This is a genomic window from Ancylobacter pratisalsi, from assembly GCF_010669125.1.
Lineage (GTDB): Bacteria > Pseudomonadota > Alphaproteobacteria > Rhizobiales > Xanthobacteraceae > Ancylobacter > Ancylobacter pratisalsi.
This window is the reverse complement of record NZ_CP048630.1, coordinates 2,043,122-2,062,806: the sequence shown is the minus strand read 5'-3', so window position 1 is coordinate 2,062,806 and position 19,685 is coordinate 2,043,122. Positions and strand designations below refer to the sequence as shown.

The window sequence follows — 19,685 nt, the reverse complement described above, 5'->3', positions numbered from 1 at the left end:
CGATGCCCGCTGAAATCGACATGTACGGGGTCTACCTGCCGAGCCTGCTGGCGCTGATGTTCCTCACCCTGCCGCTGAGCCTTCTGGTGCGGCGCGTGCTGGCGTGGTTCGGCGCCTATTCCCTGATCTGGCATCGCGGGCTGTTCGATATCGCCCTCTATCTGGTGCTGCTGCAGGGCATGTCCCTGCTGTCGCAATGGTGGTTTTCATGACCTTTTCACCGCGCGGCGCGCTTCGCGTCACCCTCACCTGCCTCATCGTCGTCGCCGCGCTTGGCGCGGGACGCGGGCTGTGGGCGCATTACATGGACGAACCGTGGACCCGCGACGCCAAGGTGCGCGCGGACATTGTCGGCGTGGCGCCGGACGTCTCCGGCTTCGTCAGCGAGGTGCTGGTCCATGACAATCAGGCGGTGAAGAAGGGGGATGTTCTCTTCCGCATCGACCGCGCCCGCTTCGCCATCGCGCTGGATCAGGCCGAGGCGGTGGTGGCCGGCCGGGAGGCGGCGCTGGACCAGGCGCGGCGCGACCGCGCGCGCTACGAGAAGCTGAAGGACGTCGTCTCCGAGCAGAAGACCGAGCAGATGCGCATGGAGGAGGCCGAGGCCGAGGCCAGCCTGCGCCAGGCCCGCGCCGAACGGGATCTCGCCCGTCTCAATCTGGAGCGCGCCGAGGTGAAGGCCCCGGTGAACGGCACTCTCACCAATCTCAGCCTGAGGCCCGGCGACTACCTGACCGCCGGCACGGCGAAGGTGGCGCTGGTCGATACCGATTCGCTGCGGGTGGAGGGCTATTTCGAGGAGACCAAGCTCGCCCGGATCGATGTCGGCGCGCCGGTGTCGATCCATCTGATGGGACAGGCGACGCCGCTTGATGGCCATGTGGAGAGCATCGCGGCCGGCATCGAGGACCGCGAGCGCACGGTCGGCACCGGGCTGCTTGCCAACATCAACCCCACCTTCAGCTGGGTGCGCCTTGCCCAGCGTGTGCCGGTGCGCATCGCCTTCGACCATGTGCCCGACGATGCGCGGCTGGTAGCCGGCCTCACCGCCACCGTGTCGGTGGGGGACGGCGTACCCTAGGGGAATAAGGGCGGTTGCGAGTTCGCGGCGTTCCGGGGAAGGTGGCGATAACGAGAAACGTCACAGTTCCGGGAGAAGGCGGTGAAGTTCCGCACCGCAGCTTTAGCCATTATCGGCGCCTGCGCGCTGATGGCGGCGGCGTGGCCGGCCCATGCGCGGGCGCTGCGCATCGTCACCTCGTTCCCGCCCTCGATGATCGAGAAGTACCGCACCGCGTTCCACGCGGCACGGCCGGACATCGAGATCGAGTTCGTGCAGCGCAAGACCACCGCGGCGGTGGCGCTGATCACGGGCGGCAAGCGGCTCGACGCCGACCTGTTCTGGGCGTCCGCCCCCGACGCGTTCGAGCTGCTGAAAATGGAAGGTCGGCTCGCCCCGCTGGCGCCGCGCGACACCGGCACCCCGCCGGTGGTGGCCGGCTATCCGGTCAATGATCCCAACGATATGTATCTCGGCTTCGCGCTGTCGGGCTACGGCGTGGTCTGGAACGAGGCCTATCTCGCGCGCCAGGGCCTTGCCGTGCCGCGGCGCTGGCGCGACCTGACGGCGCCGGTCTATCACGGCCATATCGGCATCTCCTCGCCCTCGCGCTCGGGCACCACCCACCTCATGGTCGAAGCGCTGTTGCAGGCGGAAGGCTGGGCGCGGGGCTGGGCGGTGTGGCGGCAGGTCGGTGGCAATCTCGCCACCGTCACCGCGCGCAGCTTCGGCGTTTCGGCCGGCGTCGCGCGCGGACGCTTCGGCATCGGCATCACCATCGATTTCCTGGCCCAGCCGGTGGAACTGGCCGACGCGCCGGTAAAATTCAGCTTTCCCGACCAGAAGGTGTTCACCCCCGCCAGCATCGCGCTGCTGAAGGAGGCGTCGAATATCGAGGCCGCGAACGCCTTCGTCGATTTCCTGCTCTCGGTGCCCGGCCAGCTTCTGCTGCTCGACCCCGCGATCGGGCGCCAGCCGATCCGTCCGGAATTCTATGCCGATGGCGTGACCGACGGGCCCAACCCGTTCGCGCTCAGCGACGAGGCGGCGACGTGGAGTTTCAACGCCGCCCGCTCGGCGCAGCGCTATGAGCTGGTCAACATCCTGTTCGACGAGCTGATCACCTTTCGCCTGACGCAGGCCGCCGACATCTGGCGCACGGTCTACGAGGTCGAGACCAGCCTGCGCGACGCCTCCGACACCGAGGCCGCCAGACGCGTGACGCAGGCGCGCGCGCTGCTCGGTGAGATGCCGTTCGGCGAAAGCGAGGCGGCGGCGCTCGCCAGCACGGTAAAACTGGTGCGGGTGCCGCGCGGCCTGCCGGCCTCGGATGAGCAGACCCGGCTCACCACCCGCATCCGCGACTGGGCGGCGCAGAATCTCGATGCGGCGCATGATGCGGCGGCGGGCGCGCGGCGACGGCTGGTCGAGCTTGGCCGGCTGCCCGCGCTGCGGACCGGGGACGGCGCGCCATGAGGGCGCAGGGGACGCGTTTCGGTATCGGCGGGCGGCTTCTTGCCGCCTTCATCGGCGTCGGCGCGCTGGCGGTGGTCGCCTGCATGGTCGGCTGGCTGTCCTATGCCCGGCTGTCCTCGGAGCTGGATTCCACCGCGCGCGGCCACGTGCCGGCGCTGGTGTTCGCCGCCCAGCTCTCGCAGGCCGGCGGACGCCTCACAGCGGCGGCGACGGAACTTGCCACCGCCGAGCGCCGCGACGCCCATGACGCGGCGATGGCGCGGGCGCGAACCCGCCTCGGCGATCTGCGCGCGCTGCTGGACACCGCGCCGGCCGGCGATGCCTCGGCCCGCTTCGGTGCCCTGCGGCGTCTGGTCGACGCGCTTGGCACCAATCTCGACGTGGTCGATGCCGCTGCCCGCCGCCGCTTCGATATCGAGACCCGCACCCGGGCCATTGTCGACGAACTGCGCTGGCTGCAGGCCGACCTCGTCGACGAGGTCGAGCCGCTGGTGGAGGATGCGCGCTTCAACATTCACGCCGCGCTGGAACAGGTCGGGCAGGCGGGCGAGGCCGCGTTGGCGGCCCAGCGCGTGCTGCGCGACGAGACCGCCAAGACCGAGGCGATCCTTGCCCTGAGCGCGCAGGCGCATCTGTCGATCGGCCTGCTGGGGCAGGTGGCGAGCGTGCGCGCGCCCGAGGATTTGCGCCAGACCGGGCATTTCCTTGGCGAAGCGGCGGACGAGCTGGTGGTCGAGAGCACACGGCTCAAGGGGTGGGCCGACAGCATCACCGTGCGCCAGATCGTGGCCCGCCTCGCCGCGCTCGCCAATGCGGTGAGCGGCCTGCCGGGCCTGCGCGGCGCCGAGATCGCGGCCTCCGAGGAGGTGCAGGCGCGGCTCGGCGCCAGCCGGGATCTCGCCGCGGAACTGGGCGACAACATCGCCGCCGTCGCCCGCCGGATCGAGACCGATGCCCGCGCCGCCGCCGCGCGCGCCGCCGAGGCCATCGTGGTGGGGCGCAGCCTGCTGCTCGGCATTGCGGTGCTCTCGCTCGGCGTTGCCGTGCTGGTCGGGTGGTTTTATGTCCGGCGCAGCCTGATCACCCGGCTGGAGCGGCTCACTCTGGCGGCCGGCGCCATTGCCGGCGGCGGCACGGTGGACCTGCCGGCCCCGACGACACACGGCTATTTCGGCGAGGACGAGCTGGACGAGCTGTCACGTGCGCTGGCGATCTTCCGCCAGACGCGGGATGAACTGGTGCAGTCCGCCAAGCTTGCCGCGCTCGGCCAGATGGCGGCCGGCATCGGCCATGAGCTGAACCAGCCGCTCGCCGCGATCCGCTCCCACGCCCATAATGGCGCGGTGCTGCTGGCGCGCGGGCGTGGCGAGGACGCCGCCACCAGCCTGGCGCGCATCGAGGGGCTGACCGTGCGCATGGCCCAGAGCATCGCCCATCTGAAGCGCTTCGCGCGCCGTCCCGAGCCGGAAATCGGTACGGTGAGCCTCGACGCGGTGATCGAGGGCGCGCTGTCGCTGTTCGCCCAGCGCATCGCCGACGAGCAGATCGAGGTGGTGCGCGCGGTGCCGGCGGGGCTGCTGGTGCTGGCGGAGGAGGTGCGGCTGGAACAGGTGGTCGTCAACCTGATCGCCAACGCGATGGACGCGGTGCGCGATGCGCACACGCGCCGGATCGTGATCGACGCCCGGCGCGACGGGGAGCATGTGAGCATCGCGATCAGCGACACCGGCAGCGGCATAGAGGGCGGGCTCGCAACGGATATCTTCGATCCGTTCTTCACCACCAAGCCGCCGGGCGCGGGCCTCGGGCTCGGCCTTTCGCTGTCGTTCAACATCATCCGCGACTTCGGCGGCCGCCTGCTGCTGAAGGAAAGTTCGCCCGCCGGCAGCACCTTCACCATCGAACTGCGTGAGGTCGCATGAAGAACACGCCCGATGTGCTGCTGGTGGACGACGACGAGGAGGTCCGCCAGGCCTATGGCCAGACGCTGGAGCTGGACGGGCTGACCGTGGCGACGTTTGGCAGCTCGGGGGCGGCGGTGAAGCCGCTGTCGCCGGAATTCCAGGGCGTGGTCGTGACCGATGTGCGCATGCCCGGCATGGACGGCTTCGCCTTCCTCGACGGGGTGCGCCGGCTCGACCCGGAGATCCCGGTGGTGCTGGTGACGGGCCATGGCGACGTGCCGATGGCGCTGAAGGCGCTGAGGGCCGGCGCGTGGGACTTCATCGAGAAGCCGGCCGACCCGGTGCTGCTGGTGCAGACCGTGCGGCGCGCGCTGGAGCACCGCCATCTGGTGCTGGAAAACCGGCTGCTGCGCGCGCAGGCGGCCGGCCGCGACGGCGTGGACGAGGATGTCTGGGCGCGGCGGTTGATCGGGCGCTCCGAGCCGATGCAGCGCCTGCGCCGCACGCTCGCCGTACTGGCCGACACCCGCACCGACGTGCTCATTTTCGGGGAGACCGGCACCGGCAAGGAAATGGCGGCGCGCGCGCTGCATGATTTCGGACGCCGCCGTGCCGGCCGGTTCGTGGCGGTGAACTGCGCCGCGATTCCCGAGAACATGATCGAGAGCGAACTGTTCGGGCACGAGGCCGGCGCCTTCACCGGTGCGCGCGAACGGCGCATCGGCAAGATCGAGCACGCCCACAAGGGGACGCTGTTCCTCGACGAGATCGAATCCATGCCGCTGGCCGCGCAGACCCGCCTGCTGCGGGCGCTGCAAGAGCGCAGCATCGAGCGGCTGGGCTCCAATGTGGAGATCCAGGTCGATATCCGGGTGCTGGCCGCGACCAAGGTCGACCTGCTGGCGCTGTCCGGGGAGGGCCGGTTCCGTGAGGACCTGCTGTACCGGCTGAACACCGTGACGGTGCGCCTGCCCCCGCTGCGCGACCGCCGCGACGACATTCCCGCGCTGTTCCGCCATTTCGTCACCCTGCTGGCGGAGCGCGATGGCGTGCCGGCGGAACCGGCGGGGGCGGCGACGCTGGCGCAGATGATGGCGCGGCCCTGGCCGGGAAACGTGCGCGAGCTGCGCAACGCCGCCGAGCGCCACGTGCTCGGGCTCGGTGAGGCCGACGAGGCGGTGCCGGCGCCGGCGGACGGGCTGTCGCTGGAGGCGATGGTGGACATTGCCGAGCGGCAGGCCATCGCCCAGGTTCTGGTACGCCATGGCGGGCGGGTGGGGCAAAGCGCGGAGGCGCTCGGCATCTCGCGCAAGACGCTCTACCTCAAGATGCGCAAGCACGGGCTGGAGCGCGACGCGGTCGAGGATTGACGTTACCGCGATGACCCATCGGGACGTCCACGCGGTTACACGGATTGCCCAATGTTCCCGGCCGGTGGCGATGTCTCATTTGGGAAAATAAGTATTATCAATAGCTAAGCGTCATTTCCCGGCTTTGGCACGCGCGTTGCGGTGTGTGTGCCCGCAGCCTTCGGGCCGCCAAAGCAAAGTTTGGGAGAAGACGCCATGATCCGTTCCGCCGCCCTCGCGGCCACCCTTGCGCTCGCCTCGTTCACCGCTGTTCCCGCTGCCCTCGCGCAATCGGGCACGGTGACCGTCGTCACCTCCTTCTCCAAGGACGTGACCGACCCGATCAAGGCCGCGTTCGAGAAGGCAACCCCCGGCGTCGTGCTCGACGTCCAGAACCGCAACACCAATGCGGGCGTGAAGTATCTCGACGAAACCCGCTCCAACCCGCAGGCGGACCTGTTCTGGGCCTCGGCGCCGGACGCGTTCGAGGTGCTCAAGTCCAAGAACCTGCTGCAGAAATTCACGCCGACCGCCGAGGGCATTCCCGACAAGATCGGCGCCTACCCGATCAATGACCCGGACGGCTACTATTTCGGCTTCGCCGCATCCGGCTACGGCATCATGTGGAACACCCGCTATGTCGACGCCAATGAGCTGCCCTCGCCCAAGGAGTGGGGCGATCTGGCGACCGCGCCCTATTACGACCATGTCGCGATGGCCTCGCCCTCGCGCTCGGGCACCACGCACCTGACCATCGAGACTATTTTGCAGGGCGAGGGCTGGGACAAGGGCTGGCGCACCATCAAGGAGATGGCCGGCAACTTCCAGACCATTACCGACCGCTCCTTCGGCGTGCCGGAGGCGGTGAATTCCGGACAGGTCGGCTATGGCATCGTGATCGACTTCTTCGCCTTCTCCGCGCAGGGCTCCGGCTTCCCGGTGAAGTTCGTCTACCCCACCGTGACCACGGTGGTGCCGGCCAATATCGGCATTGTCGCCGACGCGCCGAATGCCGAGAACGCCAAGACGTTCATAAACTTCCTGCTCTCGCCCGCCGGCCAGGAAGTGCTGCTGGAACCCAGCATCCGCCGCCTGCCGGTGAACCCGGCGGTCTATGCCAAGGCGCCCGAGGGCTACCCCAACCCCTTCACCGATCCCCGCTTCAAGGCGATGACGATGTTCGACGTCGCCAAGTCCGGCCAGCGCTCGGCGGTGGTCGACACGCTGTTCGACCAGATGATCTCCTTCCAGCTCGACGATCTGAAGGCGGCGACCAAGGCGATCCACGAGGTTGACGCCAAGCTTGCGGCCAAGGACAACGCGCAGGCCCGCGCCCTGATCGAGGACGCGCGCGCGCTGATCGCCGCCGTGCCGGTGACCGAGGAAGAGGCTTCGAGCGAGGCGGTTCGCGCGGCGTTCAGCGGCGGCAAGCAGAAGGGCGCCCGCCAAGCCGAGATCGAGCAGCAGTGGGCGACGTTCGCCAGGGACAACTACGCCAAGGCCCGCGCCAAGGTGGCGGAAGCGGCCAAGCTCGCGAACTGATCCCCGTCCCGCTCACATCTCCACCGGGGCGCGGCCGCCGGGTCGGCCGCGCCCGTCTCTCATCCACGCCATAGCTGGAGCGTGCTGCATGTCGCTCGCCCTCACTGAGGCCCCGGCGCGTCGCTGGCGGCTGTCCGGAACACCCGGCCAGATCGCGCTGGCGCTGGGGCTCGCCGCCTTCCTGCTGGCCTTCCTTCTGGTTCCGGTCGGGTCCGTCATCTATGTGGCCTTCACCGAGAAGGGCACCGGCGCGTTCACGCTGATCAATTTCGCGGATTTCTTCCGCACCGACCTGTTCATGCGCTCGTTCTGGAACTCGTTCTACGTGTCGGCGATGACGGTGGTGCTGGCTTCGATCTTCGCGCTGCCACTGGCCTATATTACGACGCGGTTCGAGTTTCGCGGCGCGTTGATCATCCAGACGCTCGGCTTCGTGCCGCTCATCATGCCGCCTTTCGTCGGGGCGGTGGCGATGCAGCTGCTGTTCGGGCGCAACGGCTCGGTCAACCTGCTGCTCAACGAGTATCTGGGCTTCCGCATTCCCTTCATGGAAGGGCTGAACGGGGTGATCTTCGTTCAGGCGATCCATTATTTCCCGTTCATCCTGATCAACCTGTCGGCCGCGCTGCGCAACATCGACCGCTCGATGGAGGAGGCGGCGCAGAATCTCGGCTCGTCAGGGATGCGGATGTTCCGGCGCATCGTGCTGCCGCTCGCCATGCCGGGCTATGTCGCCGGTGCCTCGCTGGTGTTCGTGAAGGTGTTCGACGACCTCGCCACCCCGCTGCTGCTGAACGTGAAGGACATGCTGGCGCCGCAGGCCTATCTGCGCGTCACTTCCATCGGCATCACCGATCCGATGGGCTACGTCATCGCCGTGGTGCTCATCATCGTGTCGGTGGCGGCCATGTGGGCGTCGGCGCTGGCTCTGAAGGGGCGCGACTACGCCACCACGCAGCGCGGTGGCGGCGGCCTCGCCAAGCGGCGCATGCGGCCCTGGGAGAAGGTGGTCGCCTACAGCGTCGTCGCCCTCATCCTGCTGCTGGTGCTGGCGCCCCATATCGGGCTGCTGCTGCTGTCCTTCGCCACCATCTGGTCCTACAGCCCGCTCCCCGACGGCTTCACGCTCGACCATTACGGCCGGGTCTTCGGCGAGAGCTCGACCTACATCAAGAACACGCTGATCTACGCCTCGATCGCCGGCGGCATCGACGTCGTGGTGGGCACCGCCATCGCCTATCTGGTGCTGCGCACCAAGCTGGTCGGCCGGCAGTGGCTGGACTGGGCCGCCACCGCGGCGCTGGCGGTACCGGGTGTGGTGCTCGGCATCGGCTATCTGCGCACCTTCTTCGACATCCGGCTGCCGGACGGCACGCCGCTGGCGACGATGTGGATCATCCTGGTGATCGCGCTGGCGATCCGCCGCCTGCCCTATGCGCTGCGCGCCTGCTACGCCGCGCTCCAGCAGATCTCGGTCTCGCTGGAAGAGGCGGCGGAGAATCTCGGCGCCACCAAGCCGCGCACGGTGCGGCGCATCGTGGTGCCGCTGATGATGGGCGGCATCCTCGCCGGCTTCGTCACCAGCTTCGCCACGGCGGCGGTCGAGCTTTCCGCCACCCTGATGCTGGTTCAGTCCAACGCCGACGCCCCGCTCGCCTACGGCCTGTATGTGTTCATGCAGTCCGCCGCCGGCCGGGGACCGGGCGCGGCGCTGGGCGTCATCGCCGTGGTGCTGGTCGCCGCCTGCACGCTACTTTCGCAATACATCATTGATCGCAACCAGAAGAACACGGGGGCCGCCCGATGAACGCTCACGCCACCACCGACCCCGTGACCACCGATGCCGCCGCTTCGGTGCTGCACGCGGCCGCCGTCGATCTGCATATCGAGGGGGTGAACCTCTCCTATGGCAGCAATCACGTGCTGAAGAACGTCAATCTCGACATCCGGCCGGGCGAGTTCTTCGCCTTCCTCGGACCGTCGGGTTGCGGCAAGACCACGCTGCTGCGGCTCATCGCCGGCTTCAACACCGCCGACAATGGCCGTGTCGTGGTGGGCGGGCGCGACATCAGCGACCTGCCGCCGTGGAAGCGCGACGTCGGGCTGGTGTTCCAGAGCTACGCGCTGTGGCCGCATATGAGCGTCGCGCGCAACGTCGCCTTCGGGCTGGAGGAGCGTGGCGTGGCGCGGGCGGAGATCCAGCGCCGGGTGGCCGCCGCGCTGGAGATCGTCGGGCTCGGCCATCTGGCCGACCGCCGGCCCTCGCAGCTCTCGGGCGGCCAGCAGCAGCGCGTGGCGCTGGCGCGCACGGTGGTGATCGAGCCCAAGGTTCTTCTGCTCGACGAGCCGCTGTCCAACCTCGACGCCAAGATGCGGGTGCAGGTGCGCCGGGAACTGCGCGACCTGCAGCAGCGGCTCGGCCTCACCACCATCTTCGTGACCCACGATCAGGAAGAGGCCAACACGGTCTGCGACCGTATCGCGGTGATGAATGACGGCGTGGTGCAGCAGGTGGGGACGCCGGTGGAGCTTTACGAGCACCCGGCCAACCTGTTCGTCGCCACCTTCCTCGGCACCGCCAACGTGCTGGAAGGCGCCGTTGTGGGCGCGGGGGCGGAGCGCCATTTCGAGGGGCTGGGCGGCATGCGGATCGCGATCGCGCCCGATGCGGTGCTGCCGGACCAGGCGCGGCTGGTGTTCCGCCCGCAGGTGGCCAAGCTCTCGGCCGAGAGGCCCACGGGGGCGAGCTGCTTCGCGGGCGAGATCATGCGCCGGGAATTTCTCGGCAGCGTCATCCGTTTCGGCATTCTGATCGCCGGGCAGGAGATTACCGTGGACGAGGTGTTCCAGCCGGGCCTGCGCGAGCCCTACGGGATCGGGCAGTCGGTGTGGGTGGAGATCCCCGCCAATTCCGCGCTCTGGCTGGGGCCGGGCTGAGGCGTTCCCGGCGGCTCTCAGGGTTGCCGGCCGAGGAAGCCGGCAACCAGATCGGCGAAGGCGTCGGCGCGGGTCCGGGGGTAGAAATGCCCGCCGGAGAGCTGGTGCAGCTCGGCGCCCGGTATCGTGGCGGCGAGACGTTCGGACTGCTCGAACGGCACCATCTCGTCGTCGCCCGCGCCGATCACCAGCGTGGGCGCCGTGATGCGGGGAAGGTCGGCCAGCCGGTCGAAGGCGAGCAGCATGCGGATGCGCTGGGCGGCGACATCGAGCGGGGCGAGCGCCTGCGGGGCGCGCGTGACCGCGGCGGCCAGTTCTTCCTCATGGTCCGCGAGCCAGGCGGCGTCGTAGCCCAGCACATGGGTGAAGGCCTGGTAGATCGCCGGCTGGTTCGCCTCCAGCAGGGCAAGGCGGGCCTCGAACAGCATACGGAAACGCGCGTCCGCGGCCGGCCAGCTGCCGCTGATCACCAGCCGGCGGCCGCGATGGGGGGCATCGAGCGCCAGCGTCTGCACGACGGCGCCCCCCGTCGAATGCCCGACCAGATGGGCCTCGGCGACACCGGCGTCATCCATGATCTCCGCGACATCGGCGGCGATGCGGGCCATGGCGTAGGGGCCGGACGGCCGGTCGCTGCGCCCGGCGCCGCGATGGTCCACCATGATCAGACGGAAGCGGCCGGCAAGCCGCGCCGCCACCGGCTCCCAGAAGCGTCCGTCGCCGCCGAGGCCGGGGATGAGAACCACCGGCTCGCCCTGCCCGACGACGTCGTAATGCACCCGGCAGCCATCGGAGGCGACGATCTCGCTCATGCTCGTCCCCTCAGATCGGCTGTTCGCCGGTGTAGCCCGGCCAGGTGTCGCCGAGCCGGAATCCGTCCGGGAACGGGTCGGTGGGGTCAAGCACATACTGGTGGAAGGCGGTGATCCAGCCGGGGCCGGTGAGGGTCGGCAGCACGGCAGGTCGGCCGCCAAGCTCGGTGGTGCCGCGCAGCCGGCCGATGAACTCGGTGCCGATCAGCGAGCGATGGGCGAAGCGCTCGCCCACCTCAAGCAGCCCCTTGGCATGCAGCACCGCCATGCGCGCGCAGGTGCCGGTGCCGCAGGGCGAGCGGTCGTGCCGGCCCGGCGAGACGATGACGGTGTTCTTCGACACCAGCCCTTCGGCGTCGCGCTCCAGAGGCCCCGCGAACAGGGTCTGGTTGATGGTGTGGATGTCCGGGTTTTCCGGATGCACGCACGGAATCTGCTCGGCCGCCGCCGCCTTGATGCGCTCGCCGACCTCGACCAGCTGCGCGGCTTCCTTCAGCTCCAGCTTGAAGCCGAGCGCGGCCGCGTCGACGATGGCGTAGATCATGCCGCCATAGGCGGCATCCACGGTAATGGTGCCGAGGCCGGGTACGTCGACCTTGGCGTCGAGCGCGAAAACGAAGCCGGGCACATTGTCGAAGGTGACATCGACGCATTTGCCGTCGCGGCAATTGGCCGAGACCTTCACCAGCCCGGCCGGGGCTTCCAGCGTGAGGTGGGTCACCGGCTCCTGCATCGGGATCATGCCGGTTTCCAGGAGCGCGGTGACCGTGCAGATGGTGTTGGTGCCGCTCATCGGCACGTAATAGTCCGACTCGATGATGATGAAGCCGGCGTCCGCCTCCGGGCGGGTGGGCGGCAGGACCAGGTTCACGCATTGCGAGACCCGCCCGCGCGGCTCGTTGAGCAGGAACTTGCGCAGCCCGTCCTGATGGGCCTGCACATACTGCATCTTCTCGAACATGGTCTTGCCGGGCACGTCGCGCACGCCCCCGGTGATGACCTCGTTAAGCTCGCCGGCGGCATGGGCGCCGACAACGGTGATCATACGGCTGAAACGCATTGACGCCTCCCCTTCGGTCTCGCGGGTCTGTTGGGTCTAGTGGGTGCCGTGCGCCTTGAGCGCGGCGACGGTATTCTCGATCACGGCGAGCACGCGCGCGCGCTCCTCGCCGATCAGCGGCAGGCGCGGGGCCCGCACCCATTCCGGCGCGCCATAGGTCACCATCTCGGCGAGCTTGATGTACTGCACCAGCTTGACGTCGGTATCGAGATGGAAGGCGGGGGTGAGCACGCGGTACAGCTCCAGCGCTTCGGCGAACTTGCCCGCCTTGCACAGGTTGAACAGCTTCACGCACTCCGCCGGCCAGGCGTTGGTCATGCCCGACACCCAGCCGGTGACACCGAGCGCGGCGCTCTCCAGCAGCAGGTCGTCGACGCCGCAGAACACCGAGAAACGGTCGCCGCATTCATTGTAGAGGTCGGTGACGCGGCGGATGTCGCCGGTCTCTTCCTTGATGCACACTATGGTCTCGACGTCGGCGATCTCGTTGAGGATCGCCGGGGTGACGTCGACGCCATAGGCGATCGGGTTATTGTAGATCATGATCGGCAGGCCGCAGCCGGTGCCCAGCGTGCGGTACCACTGGGCGGTTTCGCGCGGGTCGCTCTTGTAGGCGATGGAGGGGAACGCCATCAGCCCCTGCGCCCCGAGCTTCTCATAGTGGCGGGCGGAGGCGAGTGCATCCGACATGCCGACATGGGCAAGACCCGAGAGCAGCGGCACCCGGCCGGCGACGGCTTCCTTGGCGGCAAGGATGACCTTCTCGCGCTCCATGGCGGTGAGCGAGGCGTTCTCGCCCAGCATCGGCAGCACGATGACGCCGGAGACGCCGCTGGTGATCAGTCGGTCGATGCTTGCCTGCGTGGCGGCAAGGTCGACGCTCTCGTCCTTGTGCAGCTTGGTGGTGACGGCGGGGAAGACTCCGGTCCATGTGGTCATGGTGTTCTCTGTCCTGGAAGGAGGTCGTTGCTGGAAAGTTCGGCAATCAGCTCGATAAGCCCGGCCGGTGTCGTGCACGGGCGCACGCCCAGCGCGCCGATATCGGTGGTGACATCGACCGGCAGGCCGGAATTGCTGTCGTCCGGCACCTGGTTGAGCCGCCCGCCGATGCACACCGGCAGCGTCCGACCCGCCCGGGCGAGGGCGGCCTGCACCTCGCCGGCATAGCGCAGCGCGATGCCGTTATAGGTGGAGATGGCGATCAGATCGGCGCCGGCCTCGATCGCGGTGGCGACAAGGTCGTCGGCGTCCACCGAGGTGCCGCCCTCGACGATCCCGACGCCGAGATGGCCGAGGGTGCGGGCGATGAGGTTCTTGCCGTGCTCATGCACGTCGCTGGAAGCGACACAGGCCCGGAGCCCGCGTCCGGCGATGCGGCGCGCGGTGTCGGCCTCCACGGTCCCGGCCCAGCGCTGCGCCGCGTGCTCCAGTTCCTCGACCCATTCCGCCGTCGCGACCGGGGCCCGCCCGCTCCATGCCGTCCGGTCCGGCGCGCCGGCGCCGAACGCCTGCTCCAGCCGCTTCGGCCCGATGCGGCGCAGCGCCAGCATCAGCGCGGCGGGATCGCCGACATCGATGCCGATATCGCCCATGCCGGCCAGAAGACGCCGGGCGAAGGTCTGCCCGCCCGCGACCAGCCTGTCCGCCAGCGCGTCGACGGGGGCGGTGTCGATCAGCGCGCCGGTCGCACCGGCGTGCTCGACCAGCCGCGCGGCGAAGGTCTGGGCGTCGATGATCTCGTCGATGTCGGGAATGCGCTCGTTCTCGGTAACCGGCACCGGATTGATCGCATGGCCGGAATTGACCCGCGTGAGCGCCCAGATGTCGGCCTGAAGATAGGAGGCGAGGCTGGCGTAGTTGCCGGCGGGGGTGGATTTGTAGCTCACCGTGTTGCCGAACATCATGGTGCCGGGCGTGTCGCTGACCCGCGCCAGCGCGGCATGGAACGCCATGCGCACCAGCGGCGCGGTGAAATGGTGGCCGAAGCAGTGCGAGGCCCGCGCGCCGATGAGCGTCTCGACGATGTGCTTCTCGACGATCACCATGCCGAGCGCCGAACTCATATCGGCGAACAGGCCGGCGAAACCGTCATCCAGATTGGAATGGACCAGCACCTCCACCGGCTGGGCGGCGATCAGCCCTAGCGCGGTGACCGTCGCCTCGGTGGTGGCGACCTCGTCGTCCCAATCGGGCATGCGGAAGGTGAAGTACTGGCCGAGATTGCCGATGGCGGTGGCGCCGGCCGCCAGCGCGCTCTTGGTGTTTTCGAGCGCGCCGGGCAGGCCGAGCATGAAATCGCCGAAATGCGCGGCGGCGGGCGCGGCGTTGGTGATGCGGGCGAAATCCTCCGGCGCGTTCAGCACGATGCCGGTGCCGCGCCGGCTGCCCCGGCGCATGTGCGGGGGATAGCCCATCGACCAGTCGAGGGTGATGCCGAAGCGGTCAACCCCGACCCCGCGCGCGGCGCAGGTTTCATGCACCTGCGCGATGGCGGCGATGGTGCGCTCCACCGAGCGGAACCCGATATGGGCGTGCTGGGTGATGCGGCCCTTATCCGCCTGCTGCCGCTTGTAGTCGGCCTCGCAGGCGACGCCGGCCGCGTCGAGAAAGGCGTTGCGCCCCACGCGCCAGTCCGCCGCCAGCGCGCGCCCCGCATCGACCAGCTCGCGGCCCGGCCGAAGATGCGGCGCAGTGAGCGTGGCGAGGGGCGGCAACGGGGACGACAGGTGGGGCATCGGGCCCGTCACTTCATCGGTGAGAAGGCGGTGGGAACCAGAATGCGCGTGTTCTGGCGTTCCAGCATGCCCTTGATCGCGGTGAGATAATCCTGCCACGGGCCGTGCGCCATCATCTTCGCGCGGCGCTGCTCGCGGTCGGCGAAGCTCTCATAGCGCCAGAGCGCCACGACATGGTTCAGTTCGCCGATATCCGTGGTGAAGTAGCCCACGAACTCGCCGAGGAAGTCCTTCTGGATCTGCAGGCCGAGCGTTTCATAGGCGGTGACGAAGTCGTTCAGGTAGCCGGGGCGGACATGATAGTCGCGTTCCTCGAGGATCATCTGTGTCTCCTTCAAGCCAGCTGGAAACCAAAGGCGAGCGGATCGCGCTCGTCCACGGTGATGGTATTGTGGCCGTAGATCCGCGCCCAGCCACCGATGCTCGGGCGGATCGCGGGACGTCCGGCGACCTCGGCCGCGCTCTCCACCCGGCCATGGAACAGCGTGCCGATAATGCTCTCATGCACGAAGTCGTCCCCGACCTTGAGCAGCCCCTTGGCGACGCGCTGCGCCATGCGCGCGGAGGTACCGGTGCCGCAGGGCGAGCGGTCGATGCCCTTGGCGCCGTAGAACACCGCGTTGCGGGCATCGGCTTCGGGGTGCCTGGGTCCGTCCGCCCACATCACATGGCTGACGCCATTGATGCGCGGATCCTCGGGATGCACCGGCGCGACCGCCTGCTGCACTGCCGCGCGCACCTGCGGGCTCAGATGCAGGATATCGGCGGCGGAGAGGGAATCGAGGCCGGCGAAGTTCTTCTGCGGCTCGACGATGGCGTAGTAGTTGCCGCCATAGGAGACATCCACGGTGAGTTCGCCAAGGCCCGGCACCTCGACGGTGACGCCCTCGGCGTGCAGGTAGCTCGGGATGTTGAACAGCCGCACCTGATCGACGAAGCGCCCGTTGCGGGTGTACTCGACCTCGACCTTGCCCGCCGGAACCTCCAGAGCCAGCCGGCCCTCGGTGCGCGGCACCACGAAGCCCTGCTCCAGCGCGACGGTGACGGTGCCGATGGTGCCATGTCCGCACATCGGCAGGCAGCCGGACACCTCGATGAACAGCACGCCAAGCTCGCAGTCCTCGCGCGAGGGCGGGTAGAGGATGGAGCCGGACATCACGTCATGGCCGCGCGGCTCGAACATCAGCGCCTTGCGCACCCAGTCATGGTCCCTGAGGAAGATCTGGCGCTTCTCGGCCATGGAGACATTGGGCAGCATCGGAGCGCCGCCCGCGACCACGCGCACGGGATTGCCGCAGGTATGGGCGTCGACGCAGAGGAAGGTGTGCGGGCTGGCGGGTGGGTTCATGGCTGGCTCAGCGCTCTCTAACGGAAGCGTTCGATCGCGAACGGGGTGATGTCCAGGGAGGTCGTCCGCCCCGCCACCAGCTCGGCGATCAGCCGTCCGGTGGTCGGGCCGAAGGTCAGGCCGGTATGGCCGTGGCCGAAGGCGTAGAAGACGTCGCCGCGCCGCGGCGAACGCCCGATGACGGGCAGTGAATCCGCCGTGGTGGGACGATGACCCATCCACCGCGTGCCGCCTTCCGTCTTCAGGCCGGGCAGGTAGCGTCGGGCGAGCGTGGCGAGGGCATCGGAGCGGGCATAGTTCGGCGGGGCGTCGAGCCCGGCGAACTCCGCCGCGCCACCAATGCGCAGGCCGGCCTCGATCGGGGTGGCGACGAAGGCGCGCTCGGCGAAGATCACCTCGCGTGAGAGCGTGACACCCGGCGCGGGCAGGGTGGTGTTGTAGCCGCGCTCGCTCTCGATCAGCGCCCGGTCGCCGAGGGTAGCCGCCAGCCGGCCGGACCATGCGCCGGCGGCGATCACCAGACGATCGAAGGGCAGGGGCGCGCCGTCCCCGGTCACCAGTTCCTGCCCGGTGATGCCGGTGGCCTCGCCCTTGATCATCGGGCAGCCGCGCGCTTCCAGATGCAGGCGCAGCCGGTCGACGATCCGCCGGGGATCGGAGACGTGGGACCATTGCGGCGTCATGATCGCGTGGCGCGCATTGGGCCCGAGCGCGGGTTCGAGCCGGCGGGCTTCCTCGCCGCCCATCTCGTCGCACACCAGGCCGTAGCGCCGGCGCAGCGCATGAAAGCGCTGATCCGCCTCGAAGCCCTCGCGCGTCTCATAGACCCAGAGGCAGCCGACCCGGTGCAGGTCGCCCATCAGATCGAGGGCGCCGAGCAGCGGCAGCAGGTCGTCATAGGCCCGCGCGGACAGGGTGGCGAGCGCGCGCGTGTGGGTCTCCACCCGGTCCCAGCGGCCCTCGCGCAGGAAACGCAGCAGCCAGGGCGCGAGCCGGGGCAGATGGGCGATCCTCACCGAGAGCGGGCCGAGCGGATCGAACAGCCAGCGTGGAACCTTCCAGGCCAGCCCCGGCACCGAGGCGGGAATGATCTCGGTCACGCCGATGCCGGCCGCATTGCCGAAGGAGCACTTGTCGCCCGGCGGATCGCGGTCGAGCACGGCAACGCTGTGTCCGTCCTGTACCAGCGCGTGGGCGCAGGACAGGCCGACGATACCGGCGCCGACGACGAGAATGCGCGACATGACGCGGCGTTTCCCTCAGATGACGAGCGTTGCGAAATGCCGTCTCACCGCCGCCGCCAGGCTGAGCGCGGTAAGGGTCGACGTCTTGGGATTGCTCGGGGACGGCAGGTTGGTGAAGCACATAAGGGCGCTGCCGGCCGCGCTTTCCACCGTGATCTGGTGGGTATTGTGGGTCACCGAGGGATCGGCCACGACCCGCACCCGCGTGCGCCCGTGCCCGGCCGCCAGCGCCACGGTGAGCCCGGCATTGACGTTGCGCGGGTAGAGCCGTGCCGCCTCGCGCGCCGTTCCCTCGAACAGGACATGCGCGCCGGCCAGCCTCGACCCGTCGATGCCGGCCGCCGCGAGTTCGCCGGCCCAGGCGGCGACGGGCTTGCGGGAGGTATAGGTGACGCGCGCGTCGGCAAGCGAGCTTATCGCGGCGAGGTAGTCGAGACCGCCCACCGCGCCCGCCGGCACGATGAGGCGCGCCACGCCGGCCTCGGCCGCCGCAAGCAGCCGTTCCGCCGCCGCGCCGTCGCCCAGCGCGCCGGTCGAGCCGATCACCACGTCGATCCCGGCCTCCAGCAGCGCCGGCACCAGCTCGATTGCGGCGGCCTGGGCCGCGGCTTCGACGACAAGGTCAGGACCCGCGGCAATCAGGGCCTCGATCGAGTGGACGTGGCGCCCGTCCTTCGGGCCGGCGCGGTCCCTGGAGCGGGTCAGGACGGTGAGATCAAAATCGGCACGGAGCTGCCCATGCAGATCACGGCCGATAGCGCCGAAGCCGATCAGCCCGACATGTCGCAGATGAGAGGCCACACCCGCCGTCCCGGCCATCACATGTGTTCCCCAGATTCCGTCCCGCGCCCCATGATTCCGGTTCCGGCCCTAGCGGGGGGCGCCGCACCAGGACGACATGCCGCCGTCCACCGTGAGCATCGAGCCGGTGGCGAAGGAAGCCTCGTCCGAGGCGAGCCAGAGAATGGCGTTGGCGATCTCCACCGGCTCGGCCCAGCGATGGATCGGAGACCGGGCCTTGAGCTTGTTCTTGAAGGCGTCGGGATCGGGATGGGTGGCGACCATCTTGTCGAAATAGGTCGACCAGGTCACGCCCGGCGCGACGCAGTTGACCCGAATGTTCTGGTCGGCGTGGTCGAGCGCCATCGCCTTGGTCAGCGCGGCGACGCCGCCTTTCGATGCGCAGTAGGCGGCGCGGTCGAAGATGCCCATGGTGGCGACGTTGGAGGCGGTGTTGACGATGGTGCCGCCGCCCTGCGCCGCCATGACCGGAATGGCGTATTTGCTGCACAGGAACACGCCCTTGAGATTCACCGCCATCAGGGCGTCCCAGGCGTCTTCGTCGGTGTCGACCACTGAACCGGGAATGCCGTAGCCGGCATTGTTGGCGAGAATGTCCAGGCGGCCGAAGCGCTCCACGGCGGTCTCGATCATGCGCTTGACGTCGGCGCTCGCGCTGACGTCGGCCGCAAGGGCGCTGGCATTGGGCCCCAGCCGCTCGGCGACGGCCGCGACACCCTCGCCATTGCGGTCTGCGAGAAGGACGCGTGCGCCCTCGCGAACGAAAATCTCGGCGGCCGCCTCGCCAATGCCCGCTGCCGAGCCGGTGATGATCGCGACCTTGTCCTTGAGACGCATGTAATCCTCGAAACTGCTAGAAAGCTTGTCATCGCGCCGTCCGCTCGGACGGTGCGATCAGGGCTGGCGCTGGTCGGCCGGCTGTGCGGCGAACACGGTGTCGCGCTCGATCTGCAGCACGTTCTCGGGCCGCGGGAACGGCTCGGGTGCCGGCTCGCCCGGCTGGCGCTCGCGGCCGATCAGGCGGAAGAAGTCCTCAAGGCCGTTGGGGACGATCAGCCACATCCAGTGGATGTCCTCGGTGCCCTCGTTGATGAACATGTGGCGGCGGTTCTTGCCGATGAAGAAGGCGGTGCCCGGCTGCATCGTGTGGTTGACGCCTTCGACGACGGCACGGCCCTTGCCGCTGATGACGAAGATCACCTCTTCATTGCGGTCATGAGCGTGTTCGCGCACATAACCACCGGGGGGCACGGTCTGGGTTCCGAAGCCGATCGGGTGCTCCATGGGAACCAGATGCGGGGCAAAGATCACCTCGATCTGGCCATTGGCCGGCACCGGCTGCCAGTAGCTGACCGCCTCGCCGGGCTGCCTGACGAGGATGTCGCCGTGAGAAGTCGCGTTTGCCTGTTCGGACATG

The 19,685-nt window shown here is 68.9% G+C and carries 18 protein-coding genes; 8 read left to right on the top strand and 10 right to left on the bottom strand.

The genetic code is table 11. The features are described from left to right. Positions 1-2 precede the first annotated feature (2 nt). From G3A50_RS09765 to G3A50_RS09730, 8 genes are all read left to right on the top strand, one after another. Positions 3-212 carry a DUF1656 domain-containing protein gene (locus tag G3A50_RS09765; protein ID WP_163075112.1) on the top strand — a complete coding sequence of 70 codons (210 nt, stop codon included), beginning with the start codon at positions 3-5 and terminating at the stop codon, positions 210-212. Next, positions 209-1,081: an efflux RND transporter periplasmic adaptor subunit gene (locus tag G3A50_RS09760; protein ID WP_163075111.1), complete on the top strand. Its 873-nt coding sequence runs from the start codon at positions 209-211 to the stop codon at positions 1,079-1,081. The genes G3A50_RS09765 and G3A50_RS09760 overlap by 4 nt, the downstream gene beginning before the upstream one ends. 81 nt (positions 1,082-1,162) lie before the next feature. Next, positions 1,163-2,536: an ABC transporter substrate-binding protein gene (locus G3A50_RS09755; protein ID WP_163075108.1), complete on the top strand. Its 1,374-nt coding sequence runs from the start codon at positions 1,163-1,165 to the stop codon at positions 2,534-2,536. Then, complete coding sequence (locus G3A50_RS09750) at positions 2,533-4,458, top strand: ATP-binding protein (protein ID WP_163075104.1); 1,926 nt, start codon at positions 2,533-2,535, stop codon at positions 4,456-4,458. The genes G3A50_RS09755 and G3A50_RS09750 overlap by 4 nt, the downstream gene beginning before the upstream one ends. Beyond that, positions 4,455-5,810, top strand: coding sequence for a sigma-54-dependent transcriptional regulator (locus G3A50_RS09745; protein ID WP_163075101.1), 1,356 nt, complete (start codon positions 4,455-4,457; stop codon positions 5,808-5,810). Before G3A50_RS09750 ends, G3A50_RS09745 begins: the two co-directional genes overlap by 4 nt. Positions 5,811-6,005: 195 nt before the next feature. After that, positions 6,006-7,331, top strand: a complete 1,326-nt coding sequence (locus G3A50_RS09740; RefSeq protein ID WP_163075098.1) for an extracellular solute-binding protein — start codon at positions 6,006-6,008, stop codon at positions 7,329-7,331. Between the two features lie 88 nt (positions 7,332-7,419). After that, positions 7,420-9,138: an ABC transporter permease gene (locus G3A50_RS09735; protein ID WP_163075084.1), complete on the top strand. Its 1,719-nt coding sequence runs from the start codon at positions 7,420-7,422 to the stop codon at positions 9,136-9,138. Further along, the gene (locus G3A50_RS09730; RefSeq protein WP_163075078.1) at positions 9,135-10,268 is read left to right on the top strand and encodes an ABC transporter ATP-binding protein; all 1,134 of its coding nucleotides are present in this window, start codon (positions 9,135-9,137) and stop codon (positions 10,266-10,268) included. Before G3A50_RS09735 ends, G3A50_RS09730 begins: the two co-directional genes overlap by 4 nt. A gap of 17 nt (positions 10,269-10,285) precedes the next feature. Here the strand turns inward: G3A50_RS09730 and G3A50_RS09725 are convergent, their stop codons facing one another. Genes G3A50_RS09725 through G3A50_RS09680 form a run of 10 tightly spaced genes read right to left on the bottom strand, consistent with a single transcriptional unit; the run spans position 10,286 to position 19,684 of the window. Beyond that, positions 10,286-11,080, bottom strand: coding sequence for an alpha/beta fold hydrolase (locus tag G3A50_RS09725; protein ID WP_163075072.1), 795 nt, complete (start codon positions 11,078-11,080; stop codon positions 10,286-10,288). 10 nt (positions 11,081-11,090) lie between these two features. Beyond that, entirely contained in the window at positions 11,091-12,140 is a 1,050-nt protein-coding gene (locus tag G3A50_RS09720; RefSeq protein WP_163075058.1) for a proline racemase family protein, read from the bottom strand. A 36-nt stretch (positions 12,141-12,176) separates the two neighbouring features. Beyond that, positions 12,177-13,079 (bottom strand): dihydrodipicolinate synthase family protein, encoded by a 903-nt coding sequence (locus G3A50_RS09715; protein WP_163075055.1) that lies wholly within the window; start codon positions 13,077-13,079, stop codon positions 12,177-12,179. Then, the gene (locus G3A50_RS09710; protein WP_246252308.1) at positions 13,076-14,875 is read right to left on the bottom strand and encodes a cobalamin-dependent protein; all 1,800 of its coding nucleotides are present in this window, start codon (positions 14,873-14,875) and stop codon (positions 13,076-13,078) included. The genes G3A50_RS09715 and G3A50_RS09710 overlap by 4 nt, the downstream gene beginning before the upstream one ends. Positions 14,876-14,883: 8 nt before the next feature. After that, positions 14,884-15,198, bottom strand: a complete 315-nt coding sequence (locus G3A50_RS09705) for an NIPSNAP family protein (RefSeq protein WP_163075052.1) — start codon at positions 15,196-15,198, stop codon at positions 14,884-14,886. Between the two features lie 11 nt (positions 15,199-15,209). Continuing rightward, a complete protein-coding gene (locus tag G3A50_RS09700; RefSeq protein WP_163075050.1) occupies positions 15,210-16,223 on the bottom strand; it encodes a 4-hydroxyproline epimerase in 1,014 nt (337 codons plus the stop codon). A 17-nt stretch (positions 16,224-16,240) separates the two neighbouring features. Beyond that, positions 16,241-17,467, bottom strand: a complete 1,227-nt coding sequence (locus tag G3A50_RS09695) for an NAD(P)/FAD-dependent oxidoreductase (RefSeq protein ID WP_163075049.1) — start codon at positions 17,465-17,467, stop codon at positions 16,241-16,243. A 15-nt stretch (positions 17,468-17,482) separates the two neighbouring features. Continuing rightward, positions 17,483-18,286, bottom strand: coding sequence for an aspartate dehydrogenase (locus G3A50_RS09690; protein ID WP_163075047.1), 804 nt, complete (start codon positions 18,284-18,286; stop codon positions 17,483-17,485). A 51-nt stretch (positions 18,287-18,337) separates the two neighbouring features. Further along, positions 18,338-19,105, bottom strand: a complete 768-nt coding sequence (locus G3A50_RS09685) for an SDR family oxidoreductase (RefSeq protein WP_163075046.1) — start codon at positions 19,103-19,105, stop codon at positions 18,338-18,340. A 57-nt stretch (positions 19,106-19,162) separates the two neighbouring features. Next, positions 19,163-19,684, bottom strand: a complete 522-nt coding sequence (locus G3A50_RS09680) for a cupin domain-containing protein (RefSeq protein ID WP_163075045.1) — start codon at positions 19,682-19,684, stop codon at positions 19,163-19,165. Position 19,685: the final 1 nt, after the last annotated feature.

Excerpts from the sequence above, each read along its gene's own strand:
- G3A50_RS09765 (WP_163075112.1), top strand. The coding sequence starts at position 3 with ATGCCCGCTGAAATCGACATGTACGGGGTCTACCTGCCGAGCCTGCTG.
- G3A50_RS09760 (WP_163075111.1), top strand. The coding sequence starts at position 209 with ATGACCTTTTCACCGCGCGGCGCGCTTCGCGTCACCCTCACCTGCCTC.
- G3A50_RS09750 (WP_163075104.1), top strand. The coding sequence starts at position 2,533 with ATGAGGGCGCAGGGGACGCGTTTCGGTATCGGCGGGCGGCTTCTTGCC.
- G3A50_RS09745 (WP_163075101.1), top strand. The coding sequence starts at position 4,455 with ATGAAGAACACGCCCGATGTGCTGCTGGTGGACGACGACGAGGAGGTC.
- G3A50_RS09740 (WP_163075098.1), top strand. The coding sequence starts at position 6,006 with ATGATCCGTTCCGCCGCCCTCGCGGCCACCCTTGCGCTCGCCTCGTTC.
- G3A50_RS09735 (WP_163075084.1), top strand. The coding sequence starts at position 7,420 with ATGTCGCTCGCCCTCACTGAGGCCCCGGCGCGTCGCTGGCGGCTGTCC.
- G3A50_RS09730 (WP_163075078.1), top strand. The coding sequence starts at position 9,135 with ATGAACGCTCACGCCACCACCGACCCCGTGACCACCGATGCCGCCGCT.
- G3A50_RS09725 (WP_163075072.1), bottom strand. The coding sequence starts at position 11,080 with ATGAGCGAGATCGTCGCCTCCGATGGCTGCCGGGTGCATTACGACGTC.
- G3A50_RS09720 (WP_163075058.1), bottom strand. The coding sequence starts at position 12,140 with ATGCGTTTCAGCCGTATGATCACCGTTGTCGGCGCCCATGCCGCCGGC.
- G3A50_RS09715 (WP_163075055.1), bottom strand. The coding sequence starts at position 13,079 with ATGACCACATGGACCGGAGTCTTCCCCGCCGTCACCACCAAGCTGCAC.
- G3A50_RS09710 (WP_246252308.1), bottom strand. The coding sequence starts at position 14,875 with ATGCCCCACCTGTCGTCCCCGTTGCCGCCCCTCGCCACGCTCACTGCG.
- G3A50_RS09705 (WP_163075052.1), bottom strand. The coding sequence starts at position 15,198 with ATGATCCTCGAGGAACGCGACTATCATGTCCGCCCCGGCTACCTGAAC.
- G3A50_RS09700 (WP_163075050.1), bottom strand. The coding sequence starts at position 16,223 with ATGAACCCACCCGCCAGCCCGCACACCTTCCTCTGCGTCGACGCCCAT.
- G3A50_RS09695 (WP_163075049.1), bottom strand. The coding sequence starts at position 17,467 with ATGTCGCGCATTCTCGTCGTCGGCGCCGGTATCGTCGGCCTGTCCTGC.
- G3A50_RS09690 (WP_163075047.1), bottom strand. The coding sequence starts at position 18,286 with ATGGCCGGGACGGCGGGTGTGGCCTCTCATCTGCGACATGTCGGGCTG.
- G3A50_RS09685 (WP_163075046.1), bottom strand. The coding sequence starts at position 19,105 with ATGCGTCTCAAGGACAAGGTCGCGATCATCACCGGCTCGGCAGCGGGC.
- G3A50_RS09680 (WP_163075045.1), bottom strand. The coding sequence starts at position 19,684 with ATGTCCGAACAGGCAAACGCGACTTCTCACGGCGACATCCTCGTCAGG.